This window comes from Ensifer sp. YR511 (assembly GCF_900103045.1).
In the GTDB taxonomy this organism is placed as follows: domain Bacteria; phylum Pseudomonadota; class Alphaproteobacteria; order Rhizobiales; family Rhizobiaceae; genus Ensifer; species Ensifer adhaerens.
The window spans coordinates 22,608-45,953 of the sequence record NZ_FNGR01000041.1; the positions used below are offsets into that span (position 1 = coordinate 22,608).

Here is a 23,346-nt window from a genome sequence, read left to right on the forward strand (position 1 = left end):
CAAATGCCCAAGCTCTACAAGACCATTCTGATCACGGGCGCAGCCGGTCGCCTCGGCACGGAATTGCGTCGTGGCCTGGCGCCGTTTGCCGACAAGCTGCGGCTGGCCGACATCGCGGAGCTCAAGGATCTGAAGCCGAACGAGGAGGCGATGGTCTTTGATCTCGCCGACGAAGCAGCCGTGAGCAAGGCGACCGAAGGCGTCGACGCCATCGTTCACTTTGGCGGCGTGCCGCTCGAGCGGTCCTGGCAGGATATCCTCGATTCCAATATTCGAGGAAGCTACAACATCTATGAAGGTGCAAGGAAGCATGGGGTAAAGCGCGTCGTCTATGCGTCCTCTGTGCATGCGATCGGCTACCACGCGCTCGAGGCCCACATCGACACGGATGCGCCGGTTCGGCCCGACAGCCTTTACGGCGTCTCGAAGTGCTTCGTGGAGGCGCTCAGCCGGTTGTACTGGGACAAGTTCGGGCTCGAAAGCGTGTGCCTGCGCATCTTTTCTTCGTTTCCCGAGCCGGCCGACCGACGCATGCTGTGGTCGTGGCTGTCTTTCGAAGATTGCATTCGGCTCGTCGTCGCAAGCCTCACGGCGCCCCGCGTGGGCCACACGATCAGCTTTGGCATCTCGGACAATGCCGTCAAGCCGGTCGACAATTCGAAGGCTGGACATATCGGCTATGTCCCAAAGGACAACTCGGAGCCCTACCGCGACAAGGTCGAGGCGCAGAAAGAGCCGCTTGATCCGAAGGCACCATCAACTATTCACCTTGGGGGTTGGTTCGTCGACATCGGCCATCCCGACGATGAGGCATCCAAATGAAAGACCAGTATGACGTCGTCATCGTCGGCGGTGCGGTGATCGGTTCCGCTGTCGCGTATTACCTTTCGGCCAATCCAGATTTCAACGGCACGATCCTCGTCGTCGAGAAGGATCCCACCTATCTGAAGGCGGCAACATCGCTGTCGTCCTCCTCGATCCGCACGCAGTTTTCGAACCCGATCAATGTGCGGATCAGCCAATACGGATCCGAGGTCATCCGCAATTTCGCAGATATGATGCAGGTCGGTGACGACAAGCCTGATCTAGCCTTTCATTCAGGTGGCTACTTGTTTCTGGCGAGCACTCCGGAGCAGGTGCAGATCCTCAGGGAAAACCATGAGGCTCAGGTTTCCTGCGGGGCAGATGTCGTGCTTTGGAACCGCGAAGAGTTGGCCAACGCATTCCCGCACCTCAACGTTGCCGACATTAAGCTGGCCTCCTATGGTCGCTCAGGAGAGGGCTGGTTCAACAACACCGGGTTGATGTACGGCTTTAAGAAAAAGGCCCGTTCGCTTGGCGTCGAGTATGTCACCGACGAAGTCGTAGCCGTTGGCCGCGAAGGAAACCTGGTGACGTCTGTGACCTTGAAGTCGGGCGCAAACATCAAGGCTGGAACGATCGTCAATGCATCCGGTCCACGGGCGGCTCTAACAGCTCGCATGGCGGGAATCGACATCCCCGTCGAGCCTCGCAAGCGTACGCTTTTTGTGTTCGATTGCGCGCAAACGCCTGAGGGAACCGCCAACGTCAACCAGGGCCGTTTGCCGCTGATGATCGATCCGTCCGGTGTGTTCTGCCGGCCGGAAGGGCGCTTCTTCCTGACGGGGTGCCCGCCCGTCGAGGATCCGGCAGCCGATTGGGATGACTTCGAACCCCGTTACGAGGAGTTCGAGAGGATTATCTGGCCGGCCTTGGCCGAGCGCTCACCGGCGTTCGAGGCGATCAAGGTCGTCAACCAGTGGGCGGGGCATTACGATTTCAACACGCTCGATCACAACCTCATCGTTGGTCGTCATCCAGACGTGCGTAATTTCGTATTTGCCAACGGTTTTTCCGGCCATGGTCTCCAGCAGGGTCCTGCGACCGGACGAGGCATTTCCGAGTTGATCGCTTATGGTGAATATCGCACGCTGGATCTGACTGAAGTCGGCTACGAACGCGTTGTCGAGAACCGCCCATTCCTTGAAAAAGCAGTGATATAGTCAGACTCGGCGGCGCCGATAGATGGCGCTCGAAACGTTGGTTTCTGCTGCGGGAGGGCGAAATTGGTCGGACAACATACGCGGCTTCCGCCCCTTAACGCCCTTCGCGCGTTCTGGGCGGTCATGCGCCAGGGAAGTTTCCGCAGTGCGGCTGACGAACTGCTCGTCACGCCTCAGGCTGTCAGCCAGCAGATCAAGCTGCTGGAGGACATTCTTCACGTATCGCTGTTTGAGCGCAAGGCGAGGGTCATCGAGCCGACGGAACAGGCCATCGTCCTTTCTCATTTCATCGAAGCCGGTTTTAATGAGTTTACCGAGGGGATTCGGCGCGTCACGAACTCAACCTACCGCAACCGTATCAACATCAATGTCAGCCCCTACTTCGCCACTCGGTACCTGATGGGGCGGCTGGAGCGTTTTCGCGAGCTTATGCCTGGCGCGGATATTCGGATGACGACGATGGTCAACATCCGAGATTTCGCTGCCGACGAAGTCGACGTTTGCATTCAATGGGGTTTTGGCAACTGGAAGGATTACGACTGCCAGTTGTTAATTCGAGATCCAAAAGTCATCTGCTGCGCCCCCGAGCTTGCCTCCAGTCTTAAAGAGCCAAGACACCTCACTGGGCTTACGCTCCTCCATCCCGTTATGGCGCGTAATCTTTGGGGCAAGGTTCTTCGGCACCTGGAGCTTGAAGCACACGAGGTGGCAGGAGAGATCGAGTTTCAGGACGCTGCCACGATGCGCCGCGGAGCGGTCTCAGGGCTCGGAGTGGGGCTCGTGTCGAGAATGGACGCACTGGCGGACATCAATGCCGGCCGGCTGGTCGCGCCGCTAGGTGTCGACCGGCTCCAGGACATGAACGAGAAGGATATTCCCGGCTTCTATCTCGTCGTTCCGCGTGCCCACAAACGGGTAAAGATCATCTCGACGTTCTGCGACTGGATCTGTTCGGAAGATTGGTCCTCCACGCACGAGTTCGACTGAAACACCCAAGTGGCAGCTGCCTAGAAAAGTAAAACTTGTCTATCGCCGTTGTTTCTTGGTTTGGGCCAGCGAGCACTTGATGCACGCTCCATATGGCCGGCAAGGGCATATCCGTAGCCCACAGCTGAACCTGACAATCGAATAAAACTGTCACCCTGATTGCCCGACCACCGGCATTCGGGCTGGCCAACAACAATCAACGGCGATCCAACGCGGTTGCTCGAACAAACAAGGCCAGACAGGGCCTAACCAGAGGGAAGATCGATGAAATCTATTTCCAAGCTCCTCACTTCCGCGGCTTTCGTCTCCGCGGTTCTCGCTTTCAACGCTTCCGCTGCCGATACGATCAAGATCGGCGTGGCGGGACCGATGACAGGTGCCAACGCCACTTTCGGCGAGCAGGTGTGGAAAGGGGTCGCGGCCTATGTCGACAACGTCAACAATGCAGGTGGCGTCGACGGCAAGCAGATCGAACTGGTAAAGGGCGATGACGCTTGCGAGCCCAAACAGGCTGTTTCAGTTGCGAACCGTCTTGTCGACCAGGACAAGGTGCAGGCGGTTGTCGGGCACTTCTGCTCGTCCAGCACGATTCCCGCTTCCGAGATCTACAGCGATGCCGGCATCCTGACGGTGACGCCGTCCTCGACCAATCCGATTGTTACGGACCGCGGGTTCGACACCATGTTCCGCACATGCGGTCGCGATGACCAGCAGGCGGTCGTGGCCGGATCGTTCATCCTCGACACGTTGAAGTACGACAAGATCGCGCTGATCCACGACAAGGATACGTACGGCCAGGGCCTGGTGGACGCGCTGAAGAATACGCTTGCCGAGCGAGGCGTGACGCCGGTCCTTTATGAAGGCCTGACACGCGGTGAACGCGACTTCAATGCACTGGTCACCAAGATCAAGAGCACGGGCGCTCAAGCAGTCTACTTCGGTGGCCTCATTCCCGAAGCTGGTCCCCTGATCCGCCAGATCCACGAGCAAGGCCTGAACGTCGTGTTCGTCAGCGGCGACGCTTTGGCCCAGGCTGAAATCGTTACCGCCTCGGGGGGGCCGCAGAACCTCAAGGGTGTCTATTATTCGTCCGCAGCCGATCCGAAGGAAGACCCTGCGGCGGCCGATGCCCTCAACGACCTGAAGAGCAAGAACGTCGCTCCCGACAACTACACGCTCTTTGGGTATGCCAGCGCACAGGCCATTGTCGCTGCCCTACAGGGCACCAAGGAAGGGACTATCGAAGATCAGGTCAAGTGGCTCCGCTCCAACAGCGTGAAGTCGGCGGTAGGCAACCTTGCTTGGAACGAAAAGGGTGATGTGAAGGACTTCAAGTTCGTCTTCTACTCGTTCGACGACAAGGGTAATCCGGTTCGCAACTAACCAGGTCGCGCCCCGCCAGGGGACCGGTTGGTGTGCGCTCCTCCGGTCCCCTCCACCAATCAAGAAAAGAGGGGTCTGCCATGGATATCTTTATCTTGGCGCAGCAATTGATAAACGGGATCACGCTCGGCACGATCTACGGTTTGATCGCAGTCGGATACACCATGGTCTACGGCGTGATCCGTATGATCAATTTCGCCCATGGCGACGTTTACATGGTTTCCGCGTACATCGCCGCGATCACCCTTGCTGTTCTCGCCTTCTTCGGCGTTCAGTCCGTTCCATTCGCATTGATTACCATTCTGGTGATCACATGCCTCATCACAGCCGTTTATGGCTGGGCGATCGAAAGGGTAGCCTACCGGCCGCTGCGAGGCTCGACCAAGCTTGCTCCACTCATCTCTGCGATCGGCATTTCGTTGATGTTACAAAGTTATGTCCAGATCTCTCAGGGCGCTCGTGACCAAGGCGTGCCAATACTCATTAGCGGTGCGTTCCGCTTCGGTGACGACGTTCACTTTGCGCAGATCACCTACATGCAGACGGTCATCCTTATCGCCTCGCTGATCGCCATGGGCATTCTCACCTACGTCATCAACTACACGCGCATCGGACGCGAATGCCGGGCGACCCAGCAAAATATCCGGATCTCGGCGGTACTGGGCGTCAACACCGATCGGATCATCTCCACCGTGTTCGTTATCGGCGCCGCGACGGCCGCCGTCGGTGGTACCCTCGTCACCTTCAACTACGGCTCTTTCAACTTTTTCATCGGCTTCGTCATGGGCATCAAGGCCTTTACTGCCGCCGTATTGGGGGGCATTGGGTCGCTGCCGGGCGCTGTCCTTGGCGGGGTATTGCTCGGCCTCACCGAAGCTCTGTTCGCGGGCTATGTCAGCACGGACTACAAGGACGTGTTCGCCTTTGCGCTGCTCATTCTCCTCCTGTTTTTTCGCCCGTACGGCCTGCTCGGTCGCCCGGAAATCCAGAAAGTATGAGGAGAAGGAACATGGAAAAAAATCCCCTACCACAGCTCCTCAAGCAGGCGCTACTCACATTCACCGTGTCGCTCATCCTGTTCGGCCCCATCTCCGGTCTCGTCCTGGAGGGCTTTTCGTTCCACAATGAAATGACGCGGGCCGTCGTGCTTGCCGCCATCGTCACCATCGGGCGTGTCGCGATATCACTGATCGCAATTACCGCCATTGGCCAGCGGATCATTGGCCGGGTCGGCGGTAGCGGGGCAGGCGTGACAGTTATGACAGGGTCGGAGAAGTCCCCGGCACTGGTCCTCGCGCTACTGTTTGTCGCGGGACTTGCGTTGCCGCTCGTCGCCGACAAATACTTCCTCGGCATTGCGATCCTCGCGCTCATCTACTGCCTGCTCGGCCTCGGTCTCAATATTGTCGTTGGCCTCGCCGGATTGCTGGACCTGGGTTTCGTCGCCTTCTACGCTGTCGGCGCCTATCTCCTTGCGCTTGGTGCCCAGTATCTCGGTCTCGGCTTCTGGAGCGCGCTGGTTATTGCCCCTTTGCTCGCGGGCTTTTTCGGCATGATCCTCGCTTTCCCGGTGTTGAAAATGCATGGTGATTACCTTGCCATCGTCACACTGGGTTTCGGCGAAATCATTCGCCTGGTGCTCAACAACTGGTTGGAGTTCACCGGAGGACCCAACGGTGCCCCGGCCCCGGCCCCTACTTTCCTCGGCATTGAATTTACCCGGACGGCCAAGCAGGGCGGCGTTCCGCTGCACGAATATCTCGGCATCCCCTACAGTGCCGATTACAAATTCTGGTTCATATACATCGTGCTCTTCCTGGTGGTGTGCTTGGTCATCTATGCGGTCGAACGCCTTCGCGTCATGCCACTTGGTCGCATGTGGGAGGCATTGCGCGAGGATGAAATCGCGTGCCGTTCGCTCGGCGTGAATCACGTGTTTACCAAGCTTACCGCTTTCATGCTTGGCGCATCGACTGGCGGATTGGCCGGGGTCTTCTTTGCCGTCCATCAGGGTTTCGTAAACCCGACCTCGTTCACGTTCTTTGAATCCGCCCTCATCCTCGCAATCGTTGTCCTCGGCGGACTGGGCTCGACCGTCGGTGTCATTGCCGCTGCACTCGTGCTCACCATTTTGCCGGAGCTCCTGCGCGACTTTGCCGAATATCGCGTGCTGGTTTTCGGCGTGTTGATGGTCGTGATGATGATCTGGAAGCCACGCGGCCTTGTGCGCATCAAACGCCCGGCCTTTTTCCCGAGCAAAGCCGAGGAAAGCCGCCAGCGGTTTACACTTGCAGCAAACGCGGAGGCGGGCCGATGAACGCACCCCTTCTCGACGTGCGCAATGTCACAATGCGATTCGGCGGCATCGTCGCCAACCGCAATGTCAGCTTCTCGGTGGAACGCGGCAAGGTGACGGCGCTCATCGGCCCAAACGGCGCCGGCAAGACGACGATGTTCAACTGCATCACCGGCTTTTACCGCGCGAGCGAAGGCGAGATTGTCCTGAACGGGCGCGACGGAACACAGGATATCGGTGTATTGACGACCAAACCGATTACAGGCGGGTCTCATCTCGTCACCCGAGCCGGCATTGCTCGTACCTTTCAGAACATCCGCCTGTTCAAGGAAATGTCTGTGATCGAGAACCTGCTCGTGGCCCAGCACCTGGTGACGGCAAACAATCTGCTGAGCGGCGTCTTCCGCACGCCGGCGTTCCGCCGGGTCGAACGTGAAGCTGTCGACCGTGCCTATTATTGGCTCGGCGAGATGAACCTTGCAGACGACGCCAACCGGCTGGCTGGCGAGCTACCCTATGGTCGCCAGCGGCGCCTCGAAATCGCGCGTGCCATGTGTACCGATCCGCAGCTCATCTGCCTCGACGAACCGGCCGCCGGTCTCAATCCCTCCGAAACGCGCGATCTGTCTGCAGTCATTCAACGGCTCTGCCAGGAACACGGTCAGACAGTCCTCGTCATCGAACACGATATGGGCCTGGTCATGCGGATTTCGCAGCACATTGTCGTGCTCGATCATGGTGAAGTCATTTCTGATGGAACGCCGGACGAAGTGGCAAACGATCCGGCAGTCGTCGCGGCCTATCTCGGCGTCAGCGAAGAGGAGGTCCACGCATGAAGCAGGTGTCCGAAAACAACATTCCTCTCCTGGAGTTCGCAGAGGTGCACGCCTACTACGGCGCCGTTGAGGCGCTGAAGAGTGTGAACGTCCACATTTTCAAAGGAGAGATTGTGAGCCTTATCGGCGCAAACGGTGCTGGAAAGACGACGCTTCTTTCCGCGATCTTCGGCGCGCCGCGGGCTTCGACGGGAAAGATCTTGCACAAAGGCGAGGACATTTCCCGCGCTCCGACAAACCGGATCTCGCGGCGCGGCATAGCGCTGGTCCCGGAAGGGCGTCAGATCTACCAGGATATGAGTGTCGAGGAGAACATGATGATGGGAACGACGCCGATCGGCATGGATCATTTCGACGAAGACCGGGCGACGATGTTCGAGCTTTTTCCTCGCCTGAAAGAGCGTCGCAACCAGACAGCCGGCACCATGTCGGGGGGCGAGCAGCAGATGCTCGCCATCGCACGAGCCATGATGGCCCGTCCCGAGCTGATACTGTTCGACGAGCCCTCGCTCGGTCTCGCGCCACTCGTCGTCAAGCGCGTGTTCGAAGTCTTGAGCGAGATCGCTGCTATGGGCAAGACGATCTTTCTCGTTGAGCAGAATGCCAATCACGCGCTGAAACTCTCGCAACGCGCCTATGTCATGGTGAATGGACGGATCCACCTCTCCGGCGAAAGCGCCGCACTTCTCCACAACGAAGACGTCCGCAAAGCTTATCTTGGCCTGCACTGAACGGAAACGACAATGCTGCATAGAAATTTGATCGCCGGCGAATGGGTGTCCGGCCACGCTTCGGCGAACATCAACCCGTCCAACACCAACGAAGTCATTGGCGAATATGCTCACGCGAGCGCTGAGGATACGAAGCAAGCTATCGCCGCCGCAAAGGCCTCGCTTGCCTCCTGGTCGCGTTCGCCGATCCTGGAGCGCCATGCAATGCTAAAGAAGACGGGCGACGAAATAATTGCCCGAAAGGAAGAACTCGGTCGCCTGCTCGCCCGCGAAGAGGGCAAAACCCTGCCAGAGGCGATCGGCGAGGTCACGCGTGCCGGGCAGATCTTCGATTTCTTCGCCGGTGAGGTCTTGCGTCTGTCAGGAGAGATGCTGCCTTCGGTCCGGCCAAATATAGGCGTCGAGATAACCCGCGAGCCTGTCGGCGTCGTCGGCATCATTACGCCTTGGAACTTTCCTATTGCCATTCCTGCGTGGAAAATCGCCCCGGCGCTCGCCTATGGGAACACGATCGTGTTGAAGCCCGCCGATCTCGTCCCTGGTTCTGCCTGGGCGCTCGTCGATATCCTGCACCGCGCTGGCGCGCCTGCCGGCGTCGTCAACCTCGTCATGGGCCGCGGCAGCATCGTCGGCCAGACGCTGCTCGACAGCCCGGATGTCAATGCCATCACGTTCACGGGCTCGGTCGGTACAGGCAAGCGCGTCGCACTCGCATCGGTCGAGCATAACCGCAAATTCCAGCTCGAGATGGGCGGGAAGAATCCCTTCGTCGTGTTGGATGATGCTGATCTTTCCGTCGCCATCGAGGCTGCGGCGAACTCTTCCTTCTTCTCCACTGGGCAGCGTTGCACGGCCTCGTCGCGTCTGATCGTTACCGAAGGGATTCACGACCGCTTTGTCAGCGCGCTTTCAGAGCGGCTTGAGGGTCTCGTCGTAGATGACGCACTCAAGGCGGGCACTCATATCGGTCCGGTTGTCGACGCGAGCCAATTGAAGCAGGATGCCGACTATATCGACATCGGTCGCAACGAGGGGGCAAAGCTCGCTTTCGGCGGGACGAGACTGGAGCGGGAAACGCCCGGATTCTACTTGCAGCCGGCCCTCTTTACCGAGGCGACGAACCAGATGCGGATTGCGCGTGAAGAGATCTTTGGACCAGTCGCGGCCGTCATCCGCGTGAAGGACTACGACGAGGCGCTGGCCGTCGCCAATGACACCACTTTCGGTCTGTCTTCAGGCATTGCGACGACGAGCCTCAAGCATGCCACTCATTTCAAGAGGAATTCGGAGGCCGGGATGGTCATGGTGAACCTGCCCACCGCTGGCGTCGACTTCCATGTGCCCTTCGGTGGCCGCAAGGGTTCGTCCTACGGCTCGCGTGAACAAGGCCGCTACGCCGCGGAGTTCTACACCACGGTCAAGACGGCCTATACGCTCGCTTGAGGAGATCGAGACATGAAGATCCTGGTCACCGTCAAACGGGTCGTTGACTACAACGTCAAGATCCGGGTGAAGGCAGACGGCTCGGGTGTCGAGCTGGCGAATGTGAAGATGTCGATGAACCCCTTCGACGAAATCTCGGTCGAAGAGGCGCTCAGGCTGAAGGAAGCCGGCAAGGCGGACGAAGTCGTCGTCGTTTCCGTTGGTCCGGCCAAGGCCGAAGAGACGCTGCGCACCGCGCTTGCCATGGGGGCGGACCGCGCCATTCTGGTTGAGGCCGAAGACCAGGTCGAGCCGCTCGCTGTCGCCAAGATCGTCAAGGGTGTGGCCGAGGCTGAACAGCCGGGCCTGATCATCGTCGGCAAGCAGGCAATCGACGACGATTCGAACCAGACCGGCCAGATGCTGTCCGCTCTCCTCGGCTGGGCGCAAGGCACCTTTGCCTCCAAGGTCGAGATCGGCGACGGCAAGGCACCAGAGGGCACAGCAAGGGTGACGCGCGAAGTCGACGGCGGTCTGCAGACGATCGACATCAAGCTGCCGGCCGTCGTCACCACCGACCTGCGCCTGAACGAGCCGCGCTACGCCTCACTGCCGAACATCATGAAGGCGAAGAAGAAGCCGCTCGACAGACACACGCCGGCCGACTTCGGCGTCGACACGGCTGCCCGCCTCAAGGTGCTGAAGACCGAGGAGCCGTCGGGCCGCAAGGCCGGCATCAAGGTCAAGTCGGTCGCCGAGCTCGTCGAAAAGCTCAAAACCGAAGCCGGCGTGCTCTGATTTAAGGAAAGGGAGATTTTATCATGGCCATTCTTCTTCTGGCTGACCACGACAGCAACCACCTTTCCGACCAGACCGCCAAGGCGCTGAGCGCGGCCGCCAAGATCGCCAGTGGGACTGGAGCTGACGTGCACATCCTCATTGCCGGCGCCGGCGCCAAGGCTGCAGCCGAACAGGCGTCCAAGCTTGCGGGCGTTGCCAAGGTGCTCGTTGCCGACGACGCGTCGCTTGCCAACAACCTGGCAGAGCCGCTCGCTGCCCTGATCGTCTCGCTCGCCGGCAACTACGACACGATCGTTGCGGCCGCGACCTCGGTCGGCAAGAACGTGATGCCGCGCGTTGCAGCCCTGCTCGACGTTTCCCAGGTCTCGGAAATCATCGAAGTTGTCTCGTCGGATACTTATCTGCGTCCGATCTATGCCGGCAACGCCATCCAGACGGTGCAGACGACCGAAGCCAAGCGCGTCATCACCGTGCGCACCGCCTCCTTCGCGTCCGCCGCGGAAGGCGGTTCTGCTGCGATGGAGACCGTCTCGGCTGCCGCCAACCCCGGCGTTTCCTCCTTCGTCGCCGACGCCCTGTCGTCGTCCGACCGTCCGGAGCTGACGTCTGCCAAGATCATCATCTCCGGCGGTCGTGCACTTGGTTCTTCCGAAAAGTTCAGGCAAGTGATCCTGCCGGTTGCCGACAAGCTCGGTGCTGCCGTCGGCGCTTCGCGCGCTGCGGTCGATGCCGGTTATGCCCCGAACGACTGGCAGGTCGGCCAGACCGGCAAGGTCGTCGCGCCCGATCTCTACATCGCCTGCGGCATCTCCGGTGCGATCCAGCACCTCGCCGGCATGAAGGACTCGAAGGTCATCGTCGCCATCAACAAGGACGAAGAGGCGCCGATCTTCCAGGTTGCCGACTACGGCCTGGTTGCCGATCTTTTCGACGCTCTGCCGGAACTCGAAAAGGCACTTTGAAGCGAACATGTCCGAGATGAGTGATCTGCCCGAACGCGAGAGCATGGAGTTCGACGTTGTGATCGTGGGTGCGGGACCGGCGGGTCTTGCGGCGGCGATCCGGCTGAAGCAGGTCAATCCGGAGCTTTCGGTCGTCGTGCTCGAAAAGGGCGCCGAGGTCGGCGCGCATATCCTGTCCGGCGCGGTCGTCGATCCGATCGGCATGGATAGGCTGCTGCCGGGCTGGCGCGACGAGGCCGACCATCCGTTCAAGACCGAAGTGACGGACGACCACTTCCTGTTGTTGGGACCCGCCGGCTCGATCCGCCTGCCGAACTTCCTGATGCCGCCGCTGATGAACAATCACGGCAACTACATCGTATCGCTCGGCAACGTCTGTCGCTGGCTGGCGACAAAGGCGGAGGAACTCGGCGTCGAGATCTATCCGGGCTTTGCCGCAACCGAAGTGCTCTACAACGACGAGGGCGCGGTCATCGGGGTTGCCACCGGCGACATGGGCATCGAGCGCAACGGCGAGCCGGGCCCGAACTTTGCCCGCGGCATGGCGCTCTTGGGCAAATACACCCTGATCGGCGAGGGCGTGCGCGGTTCGCTCGCCAAGCAGCTGATCGCCAAATTCAACCTCTCGAAGGACAGCGACGTCCAGAAGTTCGGCATCGGTCTGAAAGAGCTCTGGCAGGTGAAGCCGGAAAACCACCGTCCGGGCCTGGTGCAGCACTCGTTCGGCTGGCCGCTCGGCATGAAGACCGGTGGCGGTTCGTTCCTCTATCATCTCGAAGACAACATGGTCGCCGTCGGCTTCGTCGTGCACCTGAATTACAAGAACCCCTATCTCTTCCCGTTCGAGGAGTTCCAGCGCTTCAAGACGCATCCGGCGATCCGCGGCACGTTCGAGGGCGGCAAGCGTCTGTCCTATGGGGCGCGTGCGATCACCGAGGGCGGCTACCAGTCGGTGCCGAAACTCTCCTTCCCCGGTGGCGCGCTGATCGGCTGTTCGGCCGGTCTCGTCAACGTGCCGCGCATCAAGGGCAGCCACAATGCGGTGCTTTCAGGCATTCTCGCGGCCGAGAAGCTGGCAGCAGCGATCGCCTCTGGCCGCGCCAATGACGAGCCGATCGAGATCGAACGCGGCTGGCGCGACAGCGCCATCGGCCAGGACCTGAAGCGGGTGAGAAACGTCAAGCCGCTGTGGTCGAAGTTCGGCACCGCGATCGGCGTCGGGCTCGGAGGTCTCGACATGTGGACCAACCAGCTGTTCGGCTTCTCCTTCTTCGGCACGCTGAAGCACGGAAAGACCGACGCGCAGACCCTCGAACCCGCAGCGCAGCACAAGAAGATCGACTATCCGAAGCCGGATGGGGTTCTGACCTTCGACCGGCTGTCCTCGGTGTTCCTGTCGAACACCAACCACGAGGAAGATCAGCCGGTCCATCTCCAGGTGAAGGATATGGAGCTGCAGAAGCGCTCCGAGCACGACGTCTATGCCGGTCCGTCGACGCGCTACTGTCCGGCCGGGGTCTACGAATGGGTGGAGAAGGACGGCAGGCAAGTCTTCGTCATCAACGCGCAGAACTGCGTGCACTGCAAGACCTGCGACATCAAGGACCCGAACCAGAACATCAACTGGGTGCCGCCGCAAGGCGGCGAAGGCCCGGTCTATCCGAACATGTGAGTTCGGGAGGCGGGCCGCACGGACCTCCCTACAGCGTAAACTCATAAAATTTCTTGGCATTTATCTGCCGCCGTGATTCAAGGCTTCGAAATAGGGAAGCATTTGATGACGCGTCGTCGCTACGAACTGACTGACCACGAATGGTCGATCATATCGCCGTTGTTGCCCAACAAGCCACGCGGTGTTGCCCGCGTTGATGATCGGCGGGTACTGAATGGCATCCTCTGGCGGTTTCGAACTGGCTCGCCTTGGGCGGAGGTTCCTGAACGCTATGGCCCGCCGACGACCTGTTACAACCGCTTCGTGCGCTGGCGCAAAGCCGGGGTATGGGATCGGCTTCTTGAAGCGGTGTCCAAGGCCTACGATGGCGACATCGTCATGATCGACTCGACCTCTGTCCGCGTTCACCAGCACGCGGCCACGGGAAAAAAAGGGATGGAGACGATGGTGGCATGGGACGTTCCCGCGGCGGCTTACGAGCAAAATCCACGCGCTCGTCGATGCCGAAGGTCGCCCGGTCCATCTGCGCCTGACTGGCGGACAGATCGCCGATTGTGCCGAAGCCGACGCGCTGACGGATGAGCTTGGCGAGGGGGACATCCTGCTGGCCGACAAGGGTTATGCCACGAATGCCCTTCGGGCGAAGGCGGCCGATCGAAAGGCCTGGGCCAACATTCCGCCGAAGAGTAATCGCAAGGGCTCTTTCGTGTTCTCGCGCTGGGTCTATCGGCAACGCAATCTCGTGGAACGGTTCTTCAACAGGATCAAACAGTTCCGAGGCATCGCAACCCGATATGACAAGCGCCCGGAAAACTACCTCGCCGCCGTAAAGCTCGTCGCAACAAGAATCTGGTGCAAGAGTTTATGAGTCGACACCGTAAGGAAAGTCGGCGAAGGCCCGGTCTATTCCATATGGTCTCGTCTACCGTCAGGGCCGGACTAAACGTCACTTTTTCGATGACCGCATTTTCTCGGAACAGAGACCGGGTGCAGCTTTAAACTTCGCTTTTGAGGGTCTCCATTTGCGTAATTAACCGCGCCGAATAGTGGCCGGAAATGAACACCCAAAGCCGGCTTAGAGCGACCCCCATGCGGCTGAGCGATCCGATAAGAACGTAACCTCTCGGTCCGCAATTGCTCCCGTGCAACATTTGGTGGCGCGTTAAGCAGTTGCTCTGCTACCCGCGCGTTTCCATTTGTTGCCAAAAGTCCTATCCGGAAACGCAATCAACGCGTTTATTGGGTAAGGATTGCCGATCCACTTGCGAGAGCGGGGTAGAATGCATGGTGCGCGGTAGATTATGACTATCTTGCGGCCGCGAGCAGGCTGCGATAGCGGCTCAGGCTGTCGCTCAGATGAGTCGAAAGGGCTGTCTGCGCGGCCGCCTCATCGCCCTGGGTGATAGCAGACAATATCATAGCATGGTCTTTCTTGATCTTGGCGACGAAACTAGCGCGCGACGGGCCGGACTGCCTGAACTTCATCAGAAGTTCGGAGCTGATTTCTCCCATGAGCGCTTCCAATAGACGAGGGAAATGCGGATTTCGGGTGGCTCGCGCAATGGCCATGTGAAAGGCGAAATCGGCTTCGGCCTCGGCTTCGATGTCGTCGGTTTCAAGCCCATTCAAGATATCGTAGGCGCGCGCTATGTCGGCAAGCGCTTCAGGAGTGCGCCGCGCGGCAGCCAGCGCAACCGACTGCATTTCCACGCCGAAGCGCAGTTCAAGGATTTCAAGGGCCGACCGGAAATCGTCGATGCGGCCCGCCTCGAAATGAATAGGCCGAGTATCACGCTCCGTCACGAAAACGCCGGAACCTTGGCGGGCGACCACTCGGCCAGCGCTTTTCAGGGAGGCGAGAGCCTCTCGCATGACCGTACGAGAAACGCCGAACTCTTCACAGAGCTCGGCACTCGACGGCATCCTCGCACCGGGCAGATAGGTGCCGTCCTCAAGTCGGTCAGTCAGTTTTTCGATGACGAGCTGCGCGAGATTGCCGCGCTGGGGAATTAAGGACATGTAACGTTACGCCTCAGATATCTGATGCCAGTTATCATATATGAAGATCTCTCGGCTTCGCCAACACTTGGTTTCAGGTCCCATCGCTACCCATCATGGCGTTGAGCACAGAAATTGGATGAGGCACACTCTTCCTGTCGATCTCTTTCACTTGAGAGCGACAGGAATAGCCCGTCGCCATGACGAGGCGGCCTTCGGCCTGGTCTATGTGGTCTTTCCAACTCATTTGGTAGAGCTTCTCGGAGATTGACCGGTTGCGTACTTCATGACCGAACGTCCCCGCCATTCCGCAACAACCCACATCGGCAATTTCAAGGTCAGCCCCAGCCGCGCGGAAGACTTGACGCCAGTCAGCAAGGCCTCCCGCGGCGTTCGTGCGTTCTGTGCAGTGGGGAAGGAGTATCAAGCGCTCCGGAATGAAAGGATTGTCGATCTTTAGAGAGTGGAGGTGATCGCGAAGCCACTCTTGAGGCAAGAGAACTCGCGCCTTCGTCTGGGTTTCGGGCGAGGCAGCATATTCGCTTCGAAATGTCAGAGCCATTGATGGGTCGAGACCGACAAGGGGCACCCCCAATTCTGTAAGTTTGTCAAAATAGTTTGAAGTCCGCGAAGCCCTCCTTCTAAAGGCTCGCAGGTATCCGTGGACGTGGAGCGCCTTGCCGTTGTGGTGGGAAGCCGCGAGGTAGGGGGTAAGGCCCAATTTCTTTGCAAGCCGTAGTGCTGAAACGATGACCTCAGGATCGAAATTGGCGGTGAAGGCGTCAGGCACAAAAATGACGGATGTTGCCCGAGCCTCGACCGACAGATCGGCAATACGTTCGACCGAGGCAATCATTACCCCCATCGCCTGTGTTTGCTTTTCCAGTGAGAGAGGAGGCATGGCGGGGAGGGCGGTCAGGCCGACAGCGCGCAAGATAGTGCGACCTGCTCCTGATCCGACAAAGGTGTTGTACAGCGGCCTTGCCTTCGCCATCAATGGCAGGAGCGTTTCGATCATCGCTACGATCGGATCCTTGATCGGCCGAAGATATCGGGTGTGGTAGAGTTCAAGAAACTTCGAACGGAAAACCGGGACACTGACCTTCACGGGGCATTGACCGGCGCATGCCTTGCAAGCGAGACAGGTGTCCATCGCCGCACGCACTTCGTGGGAAAAATCGCTGCGATTTGCTGGATTGATGGTGTTCCAGGCGCGAATGGGGAGGTTTAGAAGGCTGCTGATCTGGTTCTGACGCTCTGCTTGATTGCGAGGGTCGACCTTTTTCTCCGACAGCAGGCGTAACCATTCGCGTATCAATGACGCCCGTCCCTTGGGGGAAAAGCGGCGATCGCGCGTCGCCTTGTAGGACGGACACATGGGGCTGGTCGCATCGAAATCGAAGCACGCGCCGTTACCGTTGCAATATGCGGCGTTGTCAAAAGCGGCGCGAATGTCATCGCCTATCGATCGGTCAAAGTTGCCACGCAGCGGCACATCGTCAATCTTCAGCAGCTTGGCATAGCCCGGCGTCGCGATCTTTCCTGGATTGAGACGGTTTTCCGGATCAAAGGCTGCCTTGATTGCTTGCAAAGCTGGATACAGTGGGCCGAAATACTCTGGCACATATTCTGACCGCACACCTTTCCCATGCTCTCCCCATAACACTCCGCCATACTTCTTCGTCAACGCAACCACGGCGTCGCTGATCCTGCGGACCTTATGCTGGTGATCGGTGCGAGTGAGATCGAGAGCAGGCCTGACATGCAAGACCCCCGCATCCACGTGACCGAACATGCCATAGGAGAGTTCTTCGTTGTCTAAAAGTGATCGGAATTCGCGAATGTATGCGGCGAGGTTTTCTGGTGGAACTGCCGTATCTTCGACAAAAGCGACGGGCCTCACCGAGCCCTCGACATTTCCAAGCAGGCCGACCGCACGCTTACGCATCAACCATATTGCTTCAACATCGCGCTTTTCCATTGCAATGCTGTAGCCCATATGGCGCAAGGCGACGTTACCCAGTGCCTTCTCAATAATGGCCACCTGGCCTTTCAGATCGGCGTCGTTGTGGCCGAGGACTTGAACGATGTTTATGCCGTTGGAGGCAGTATCGACGTTATCGGGGAAGAAACGCGCAATTTCGCTCCAGATGATGTCCCCTTTGGCAAGGCCGAGCACCTTTTCGTCGACCGTTTCAACGGAGGCCACTCCAAGTCTGGCCAGTTCGCGTGCATCTTCAAGCGCATTGTTGAAATTGTCGTATCGGATGTTGAAAAGTGCCGAGCGCGCGGGGATGGGCAGAAGGTTGAGTTCGGCTTCGGCGATTATCGCAAGCGTTCCCTCAGAGCCACAAAGAATCGCGTTGAGATCGAAACTCCCATCGGCTCGCCTGACGTGCGCGAGATCGTAGCCCGTCATGTAGCGGTTCAGTTCAGGGAATACTCTTTTAATCTCGGCCTGTTGTTCACGGGTGATCCGGTCAACGATGCGGTAGATTTCACCGAGGCGGTCCGAGCGTGCACAAACTTCGGACAGAGCCGAATTCTCGAGGGGTCGAGTCCACACGTCCGTGCCGTCGACCAGGACCACGCGCAGCCCGAGAACATGTTTGCTCGTCTTACCGTAGAGGCAGGATCCTTGGCCGCACGCATCCGTTGATATCATGCCGCCGATAGTCGCTCGATTGGACGTTGAAAGCTCGGGCGCGAAGAAAAGACCGTGCTTTTCCAGCTCGCGATTGAGTTGGTCCTTGACAACGCCAGCCTGTACACGTGCGACGCGGCGGACGGGATCGATTTCGAGGATACGGTTCATGTGCCGAGAACAATCGACTGCGACACCCGAGGTCAGGGACTGCCCGTTGGTGCCGGTACCGCCTCCTCGTGGTGCAATGGTGATTTCTCTAAAACGTGGCTCGGACAGGACCTGCGTCAGAACGCAAAGATCTTCTGCGCCCTTGGGAAAGATGACGGCCCGCGGGGCCAACTGGTAGATCGAGTTGTCCGTTGCGGATACAATTCGCGCGGCGGTGGAGGCATCAATGTCGCCCGTAAAACCGGCTTCGATCAGACTTTCAAAGAAGGTTGATTCCGTATCGTCGATGGCGAAAGGCGATGTAAGGCGAGGGATCATGCAGCAACCACCGACAGTCCAAGTTAGCGTTCAACGGTTATAAGCGGAACCGTGCCACCTGGTCTGGAGAGAGTGTGCTTCTTTGACCCGGCGAAAAAACAGTTCATTTGCTTGATGACAGCGCGTGCGTCCGGCACTTTCAAACTGTCTTGATCAGATTAAACTTATCATATAACTTATAGCATACATATTTCAAGCAAGCACGAGGGTGAGGCATGAAAAAGCAATCCGTTGTAATCGTGGGTGGGGCCGCAGGCTTGGGGCTGACGACTGCGAAATTGATGATCGCGCATGGCGCGTCCAAGATCGGCCTGATCGACCGCAATGAGGCGCAGCTCGCATCCTCGGCCGCGGAACTAAGTGCACTTGGCGCAGAGGTGGCAACGGCTGTTGCGGACATTTCTCGTTCGGAGACCGCTCACAGAGGTTTCGAAGCGATTGTCAACAAGTTCGGGCGCATCCATGCCCTGGTAAACAGCGCAGCGATCTATCCGCGAAAACCGATTCTTGAAATTACAGACGCGGATTGGGATCTTGAAAATGCCGTCAACGTGAAGGGTACCTATCACATGATGGTGGCTGCCGTTCACCACATGCGACAGTTCGTAAATGCGCCGGAGGTGACAGGTCGCATCGTCAACGTCACGTCGGTTGATGCCTTCAAGGCGCACCCCCAAAATGCTCACTACGCTGCCACCAAGGCGGCAGTGGTCAGCCTGACGAAATCGTTTGCCCAGGAATGCGCCAAAGACCAAATCCTCGTAAACTCGGTCGCGCCGGCAGGCTTTGCGACTGAACGAGCCAAAGAACTCGGATTTCTGCCCGAACTTGCGAAGGCCAGCGCCCTCGGTCGTGCGGCAGAGCCGGCGGAGATGGCGGAATGGATCGTCATGATGGCCTCGGGTCGCAACACTTATGCAACCGGGGAGAACGTTGTGGTTAGCGGAGGCTACATCTATGTCTGACGCCTATCGCGTTGCCGTCGTAACGGGTGCCACCAGCGGTATCGGAAAGGCCATCGTGCCTACGTTGCGAGCCAAGGGGTTTACGGTTTACGCCGTCGGCCGAAACGAGGAACAACTTGCAGAACTGTCTGAGGCGAGTGGAGCCATCCCGGTACAGGCAGATGTCCGTGACTGGACACGTATCGCCGAAGCGCTTGCCGGCATCGAGGTGGATATTCTCGTGAATAACGCTGGTATCCTTTCTACCCGCGCCCCCTTCCAGGACATTGAGCCGGCCGAGATCGACGCGATGATCGATATCAACCTCAAGGCGCCACTTCATCTGACGCGCGTCTTTCTGCCTGGTATGGTCGCGCGAAAGCGCGGTCACCTCATCTACATAGGCTCGAGCGGAGGGCAGGCGCCGTACCCTAACATGGGCGCCTATGGAGCCTCCAAGGCTGGTCTCAGTCTCTTCTGCGATAATTTGCGCTGCGACCTGCTTGGTACGTCCGTCAGGGTAAGCGAAATAGTTCCGGGCCGTGTGCAGACGAATCTCTACCGCTCTTCCATTCCTGGCAATCAGGCAAACGCGGTGCTTTACGACGGCTACCGACCGATCCAGCCGGAAAACATAGCGCGCATTATCGACGACGTGATCTCTCTCCCCGTGTACGTCGATGTCGCGCGTGTAGAAGTCTTTCCAACGGACCAGGCAACGGGTGGCGGCACGATGGTGAAGTTCGAACCGGGAAAGGACGCGTAGTTGTCGAGTGACCGTTCAAAGATGAACACCACGGACGCATCTGATCTGATCCAATTCTATCGACCGATCGCGATCCGACCGGTTATAGCCGCTCAAGCCATGATGCCCCGCCTGTGCACTCAATCGCGCCGAGAACGCTCGGCGACCGCACCCATGGATCTCCCAATCAATTTCCGTTCGGTGTCTGAGGATTGAGCGCTTCTGGGCGGTTCGGCCGTATTTGACGATTTACCCGTTACAACCATTATGCAAATTTCGCCCAAGACGCCATCGATCGGCATGTATGGGTCATGATCGCATCGATAGCGCTGCTGAAACGCGCTTGATTCTGACCAAACATTTGCCCGCGCAACATTTCGGGCATCCCGGGTCCGGCACGCGCGACAATGGCCACTCCGGCCAAGAGAGCCGGTCGCAGATGCAGAGGCACGAGGGGATTGGCCGGTGTCGGCAGGCTTTTCCGTTCGAGCCTCCATCGTAGATCGACGCGATTGCCAGCAGACGTCGTGCCTGGGCTGCGTCCTTCGTCTGCCGCGCCAGTCGCCGCAGACCTTCTCCATCAAATCGTCACGTAATGAAATCCCTGATCGCGTCGCAGACCTCCGGTTTGCACGAGAGATTCAGATTCATCGCGCTTTGGGAAGGCCAAAGAGTCGAGGTCAGCGAGGCGGCGTATAAGATCTTACGTTACCGTATCGCTGTCAGGCGACATGTAAAACTGGTCCGGTGGAGGTGCGGACGAATATTTGGACTAACAGGAGATAGTTTATGTATTCGTACGAAGACCGCATGAGAGCCGTGCAGCTTCTGGCCGGTGTCGACCAATTCCAGATCAACGGCATTCGCGTGAAATACTGGGAGCCAGATGAGAGTTTCGTCCGCTCCTACAAGGCCGTTAGCACACAGTTGTTTTCCGAAAGCGACGTGGTGTTGCCGGTTGTCGGCTCATTGAGCTTCTGTCACTTAGCAATTAAACGTGACGGTGAGCTTCGCGTTCGATTGTTGGCACCGTTCCGACAGCCATGGCCTACCGTGCCTTCCCGGTTCAACTCCAAACCGCCGCTACTGCGCGCCACCTAACCCCAGCCAAGTTCCCGGTCTCACACCGGTCGGGTTCGATTCCCGACAAGGCGACTATGCCTCTGACAAGGGAGGCAGGTCGAGAGACACTGCAAGCTGTTCCAAGGTTTTCAAGGGCATCGTCAACTTAACGCAATGTCGAATTCGATGTGCGATGACCGGGCATGCCACATCGTGATCCGCTCTATCGCCGACATCGCTTTCCCGCAGAAGTCATTGCCCACGCTGTGTGGCTTTACTTCCGTTTCCCTCTGAGCCTGCGCATGGTCGAGGACTTGCTGGCTGCCCGTGGGATCATTGTTTCCCATCAGACAATCCGGCAGTGGGCGGAGAATTCTCACCAACCTGTCCGGCGGCGAGAGCGGATCATGAAGCGCTTCAAGTCACGTCGACATCTGCAACGCTTCATCTCCATCCATGACCCGATTGCCAACCTGTTCCACATCCACCGCCACGACATCCCCTCTAGCCATCATCGCGAACTGCGCGCAGCGGTCATGAACCTGTGGGTGAAAATCGCCCGATCATGACCGACGAACTCAGCCGGTGTTATGGCTGCCCTCGTTGCAGTTAAGTTTACGATGCCAGCGCGTCGGCTTCGGCACAATCGGCGATCTGTCCGCCAGTCAGGCTCAGATGGACCGGGCGACCTTCGGCATCGACGAGCGCGTGGATTTTGCTCGTAAGCCCGCCGCGGGAACGTCCCATGCCACCATCGTCTCCATCCCTTTTTTTCCCGTGGCCGCGTGCTGGTGAACGCGGACAGAGGTCGAGCCGATCATGACGATGTCGCCATCGTAGGCCTTGGACACCGCTTCAAGAAGCCGATCCCATACCCCGGCTTTGCGCCAGCGCACGAAGCGGTTGTAACAGGTCGTCGGCGGGCCATAGCGTTCAGGAACCTCCGCCCAAGGCGAGCCAGTTCGAAACCGCCAGAGGATGCCATTCAGTACCCGCCGATCATCAACGCGGGCAACACCGCGTGGCTTGTTGGGCAACAACGGCGATATGATCGACCATTCGTGGTCAATCAGTTCGTAGCGACGACGCGTCATCAAATGCTTCCCTATTTCGAAGCCTTGAATAACGGCGGCAGATAAATGCCAAGAAATTTTATGAGTTTACGCTGTAGGTGATCGCCCAATCTGCGGCAAGCAAGGTATCGTCTCACTTCCATGGTCCAACAATGTTTGGACTATGGCCTGACCGATCCGCTACTTCTTTTTGGCAGGATCGCCGACTTTTCTCGTATCCGTGGAACGAACTTCTCGGCGCGCCAGCTCGTTATCAATGGCCTCTCGGATAAAGGCAGCGATCCCGTAGTTTCCAACTAACGCTTTGATACGGTCCTTTGTGTCCAGAGACAGTCGAACTTTTGTTTCTTCCAGCTTTAGCGGCGGTCGTCCCATCCAAGCACTTTCCCCATCGCGCTATCGAAGTAGCAAAACGGACATAAACGTCCCCTTTATTGACGGATTAAACGGGGACGTTTATTCTGACATTGCAAATCGGCTGGCCCACGTGTTCGAGCACGCGAGACCAGCCTAACCAAAATCTAGCTTGTTGGAGCTTGGATCATGGCTGATTCTGAGACTAGCAGAACTTTGCCTGCAATTACGCGTAGAAATAAAGACGCGAACGATGGCGACCCCAAAAACCTTCCAAACCGGATCGATCGTCGCAACCTCTTGCTCGTTGCCGAACGCCTACTGAGCGAACGCATTGCAAATATCGACGGGCCAAGGGAAAGCGGTCCAACGCCTGTCACGGAGCTGTGGCCGCGCTGGTACGCGTACCATCATCACTGCCTCCGAGCCACCCACCTCCGAAAACGACTTGCTTCCAACATGCTGCAAACAGCCGGAGATTTGCCGATTTCCGAACTGGAAAGGGCTGGCGACGACGGCGCCTTCCCGATCCGCTCAGTGGCCGCTCTCCACCGCATTGCGCTCTTGGATGTCGGTTCCCGACAAGCCGAATTGCGCGAGCGTCATAAACGGTGGAGGGAGGCTGACCAGCGCCTTGGCTACAGTGCAGTCGCCGCTCTCGAACAGGAACTCGCAGAACAGGCCGGGGTGCTTGGGCGGGTGATGTTAATCGCGCCGGTCTCCTCGGCAATCGAAATCACCGCAAAGCTGCACTGCCTGATCGTTACGCATGATCCCGGTCTCAAGCTCGAGGACGCCCCCTGGCCAGAGCTGCGGATGATGCTGAAAGACCTCATCCGTATCTTCGGGAAACAAAACCCAAAAGCTCCGGCCCGAATGGCTGACGACGCGGTCGAAACCGAGCACGACGTTTCACCCTGACG

The 23,346-nt window shown here is 58.5% G+C and carries 18 protein-coding genes and 3 pseudogenes; 18 read left to right on the forward strand and 3 right to left on the reverse strand.

Annotation, left to right across the window (positions count from 1 at the left end):
- Positions 1 to 3 precede the first annotated feature (3 nt).
- From BLU15_RS34485 to BLU15_RS34545, 13 genes and pseudogenes are all read left to right on the forward strand, one after another.
- Complete coding sequence (locus BLU15_RS34485) at positions 4 to 822, forward strand: NAD-dependent epimerase/dehydratase family protein (RefSeq protein ID WP_090301625.1); 819 nt, start codon at positions 4 to 6, stop codon at positions 820 to 822.
- Positions 819 to 2,024, forward strand: coding sequence for an NAD(P)/FAD-dependent oxidoreductase (locus BLU15_RS34490; RefSeq protein WP_090301626.1), 1,206 nt, complete (start codon positions 819 to 821; stop codon positions 2,022 to 2,024). The genes BLU15_RS34485 and BLU15_RS34490 overlap by 4 nt, the downstream gene beginning before the upstream one ends.
- Before the next feature lie 63 nt (positions 2,025 to 2,087).
- Positions 2,088 to 3,011, forward strand: coding sequence for a LysR substrate-binding domain-containing protein (locus BLU15_RS34495; protein WP_090301628.1), 924 nt, complete (start codon positions 2,088 to 2,090; stop codon positions 3,009 to 3,011).
- Between the two features lie 264 nt (positions 3,012 to 3,275).
- Positions 3,276 to 4,394 (forward strand): branched-chain amino acid ABC transporter substrate-binding protein, encoded by a 1,119-nt coding sequence (locus BLU15_RS34500; RefSeq protein ID WP_090301630.1) that lies wholly within the window; start codon positions 3,276 to 3,278, stop codon positions 4,392 to 4,394.
- An 80-nt stretch (positions 4,395 to 4,474) separates the two neighbouring features.
- A complete protein-coding gene (locus tag BLU15_RS34505; RefSeq protein WP_090301632.1) occupies positions 4,475 to 5,392 on the forward strand; it encodes an ABC transporter permease subunit in 918 nt (305 codons plus the stop codon).
- Positions 5,393 to 5,403: 11 nt separating this feature from the next.
- The gene (gene livM / locus BLU15_RS34510) at positions 5,404 to 6,711 is read left to right on the forward strand and encodes a high-affinity branched-chain amino acid ABC transporter permease LivM (protein WP_090301634.1); all 1,308 of its coding nucleotides are present in this window, start codon (positions 5,404 to 5,406) and stop codon (positions 6,709 to 6,711) included.
- Positions 6,708 to 7,526: an ABC transporter ATP-binding protein gene (locus tag BLU15_RS34515; RefSeq protein ID WP_090301636.1), complete on the forward strand. Its 819-nt coding sequence runs from the start codon at positions 6,708 to 6,710 to the stop codon at positions 7,524 to 7,526. Before livM ends, BLU15_RS34515 begins: the two co-directional genes overlap by 4 nt.
- The gene (locus tag BLU15_RS34520; RefSeq protein ID WP_090301638.1) at positions 7,523 to 8,257 is read left to right on the forward strand and encodes an ABC transporter ATP-binding protein; all 735 of its coding nucleotides are present in this window, start codon (positions 7,523 to 7,525) and stop codon (positions 8,255 to 8,257) included. The genes BLU15_RS34515 and BLU15_RS34520 overlap by 4 nt, the downstream gene beginning before the upstream one ends.
- 12 nt (positions 8,258 to 8,269) lie before the next feature.
- Positions 8,270 to 9,700 (forward strand): aldehyde dehydrogenase family protein, encoded by a 1,431-nt coding sequence (locus BLU15_RS34525; RefSeq protein ID WP_090301640.1) that lies wholly within the window; start codon positions 8,270 to 8,272, stop codon positions 9,698 to 9,700.
- Between the two features lie 12 nt (positions 9,701 to 9,712).
- The gene (locus tag BLU15_RS34530) at positions 9,713 to 10,477 is read left to right on the forward strand and encodes an electron transfer flavoprotein subunit beta/FixA family protein (RefSeq protein ID WP_090301642.1); all 765 of its coding nucleotides are present in this window, start codon (positions 9,713 to 9,715) and stop codon (positions 10,475 to 10,477) included.
- 23 nt (positions 10,478 to 10,500) lie between these two features.
- Entirely contained in the window at positions 10,501 to 11,442 is a 942-nt protein-coding gene (locus BLU15_RS34535) for an electron transfer flavoprotein subunit alpha/FixB family protein (RefSeq protein WP_090301646.1), read from the forward strand.
- 7 nt (positions 11,443 to 11,449) lie between these two features.
- Complete coding sequence (locus tag BLU15_RS34540; protein WP_090301648.1) at positions 11,450 to 13,114, forward strand: electron transfer flavoprotein-ubiquinone oxidoreductase; 1,665 nt, start codon at positions 11,450 to 11,452, stop codon at positions 13,112 to 13,114.
- A gap of 105 nt (positions 13,115 to 13,219) precedes the next feature.
- Positions 13,220 to 13,982: pseudogene (locus tag BLU15_RS34545) on the forward strand (IS5 family transposase).
- Positions 13,983 to 14,419: 437 nt separating this feature from the next.
- Here BLU15_RS34545 and BLU15_RS34550 read toward each other — a convergent pair.
- Both BLU15_RS34550 and BLU15_RS34555 read right to left on the reverse strand, forming a co-directional pair.
- Entirely contained in the window at positions 14,420 to 15,133 is a 714-nt protein-coding gene (locus BLU15_RS34550) for a FadR/GntR family transcriptional regulator (protein WP_090301650.1), read from the reverse strand.
- Positions 15,134 to 15,206: 73 nt separating this feature from the next.
- Positions 15,207 to 18,245, reverse strand: coding sequence for a D-2-hydroxyglutarate dehydrogenase YdiJ (locus BLU15_RS34555; protein ID WP_090301652.1), 3,039 nt, complete (start codon positions 18,243 to 18,245; stop codon positions 15,207 to 15,209).
- A gap of 215 nt (positions 18,246 to 18,460) precedes the next feature.
- On the opposite strand from BLU15_RS34555, the gene BLU15_RS34560 reads away from it, so the two are divergent.
- From BLU15_RS34560 to BLU15_RS34580, 4 genes and pseudogenes are all read left to right on the forward strand, one after another.
- Positions 18,461 to 19,210: an SDR family NAD(P)-dependent oxidoreductase gene (locus BLU15_RS34560; protein ID WP_090301653.1), complete on the forward strand. Its 750-nt coding sequence runs from the start codon at positions 18,461 to 18,463 to the stop codon at positions 19,208 to 19,210.
- On the forward strand, positions 19,203 to 19,955 hold the full coding sequence (locus BLU15_RS34565) for an SDR family oxidoreductase (RefSeq protein ID WP_090301655.1): 753 nt from the start codon (positions 19,203 to 19,205) through the stop codon (positions 19,953 to 19,955). Before BLU15_RS34560 ends, BLU15_RS34565 begins: the two co-directional genes overlap by 8 nt.
- A gap of 807 nt (positions 19,956 to 20,762) precedes the next feature.
- Positions 20,763 to 20,903: pseudogene (locus BLU15_RS39740) on the forward strand (ribulose 1,5-bisphosphate carboxylase); the annotation flags it as partial.
- 296 nt (positions 20,904 to 21,199) lie between these two features.
- Positions 21,200 to 21,565: a hypothetical protein gene (locus BLU15_RS34580; RefSeq protein WP_090301661.1), complete on the forward strand. Its 366-nt coding sequence runs from the start codon at positions 21,200 to 21,202 to the stop codon at positions 21,563 to 21,565.
- Between the two features lie 55 nt (positions 21,566 to 21,620).
- Here the strand turns inward: BLU15_RS34580 and BLU15_RS34585 are convergent.
- Positions 21,621 to 22,090: pseudogene (locus BLU15_RS34585) on the reverse strand (IS5 family transposase); the annotation flags it as partial.
- Positions 22,091 to 22,612: 522 nt separating this feature from the next.
- Between BLU15_RS34585 and BLU15_RS40425 the strand changes: the two are divergent.
- Positions 22,613 to 23,344: a hypothetical protein gene (locus BLU15_RS40425; protein WP_244546909.1), complete on the forward strand. Its 732-nt coding sequence runs from the start codon at positions 22,613 to 22,615 to the stop codon at positions 23,342 to 23,344.
- The last annotated feature ends 2 nt before the right edge of the window (positions 23,345 to 23,346 follow it).

Coding starts and splice junctions, on each gene's coding strand:
- BLU15_RS34560 (WP_090301653.1), top strand. CDS start 18,461: ATGAAAAAGCAATCCGTTGTAATCGTGGGTGGGGCCGCAGGCTTGGGG.
- BLU15_RS34525 (WP_090301640.1), top strand. CDS start 8,270: ATGCTGCATAGAAATTTGATCGCCGGCGAATGGGTGTCCGGCCACGCT.
- BLU15_RS34565 (WP_090301655.1), top strand. CDS start 19,203: ATGTCTGACGCCTATCGCGTTGCCGTCGTAACGGGTGCCACCAGCGGT.
- BLU15_RS34500 (WP_090301630.1), top strand. CDS start 3,276: ATGAAATCTATTTCCAAGCTCCTCACTTCCGCGGCTTTCGTCTCCGCG.
- BLU15_RS34520 (WP_090301638.1), top strand. CDS start 7,523: ATGAAGCAGGTGTCCGAAAACAACATTCCTCTCCTGGAGTTCGCAGAG.
- BLU15_RS34550 (WP_090301650.1), bottom strand. CDS start 15,133: ATGTCCTTAATTCCCCAGCGCGGCAATCTCGCGCAGCTCGTCATCGAA.
- BLU15_RS34490 (WP_090301626.1), top strand. CDS start 819: ATGAAAGACCAGTATGACGTCGTCATCGTCGGCGGTGCGGTGATCGGT.
- BLU15_RS34505 (WP_090301632.1), top strand. CDS start 4,475: ATGGATATCTTTATCTTGGCGCAGCAATTGATAAACGGGATCACGCTC.
- BLU15_RS34540 (WP_090301648.1), top strand. CDS start 11,450: ATGTCCGAGATGAGTGATCTGCCCGAACGCGAGAGCATGGAGTTCGAC.
- BLU15_RS34530 (WP_090301642.1), top strand. CDS start 9,713: ATGAAGATCCTGGTCACCGTCAAACGGGTCGTTGACTACAACGTCAAG.
- BLU15_RS34485 (WP_090301625.1), top strand. CDS start 4: ATGCCCAAGCTCTACAAGACCATTCTGATCACGGGCGCAGCCGGTCGC.
- BLU15_RS34580 (WP_090301661.1), top strand. CDS start 21,200: ATGCCACATCGTGATCCGCTCTATCGCCGACATCGCTTTCCCGCAGAA.
- BLU15_RS34555 (WP_090301652.1), bottom strand. CDS start 18,245: ATGATCCCTCGCCTTACATCGCCTTTCGCCATCGACGATACGGAATCA.
- livM (WP_090301634.1), top strand. CDS start 5,404: ATGGAAAAAAATCCCCTACCACAGCTCCTCAAGCAGGCGCTACTCACA.
- BLU15_RS34535 (WP_090301646.1), top strand. CDS start 10,501: ATGGCCATTCTTCTTCTGGCTGACCACGACAGCAACCACCTTTCCGAC.
- BLU15_RS34515 (WP_090301636.1), top strand. CDS start 6,708: ATGAACGCACCCCTTCTCGACGTGCGCAATGTCACAATGCGATTCGGC.
- BLU15_RS40425 (WP_244546909.1), top strand. CDS start 22,613: ATGGCTGATTCTGAGACTAGCAGAACTTTGCCTGCAATTACGCGTAGA.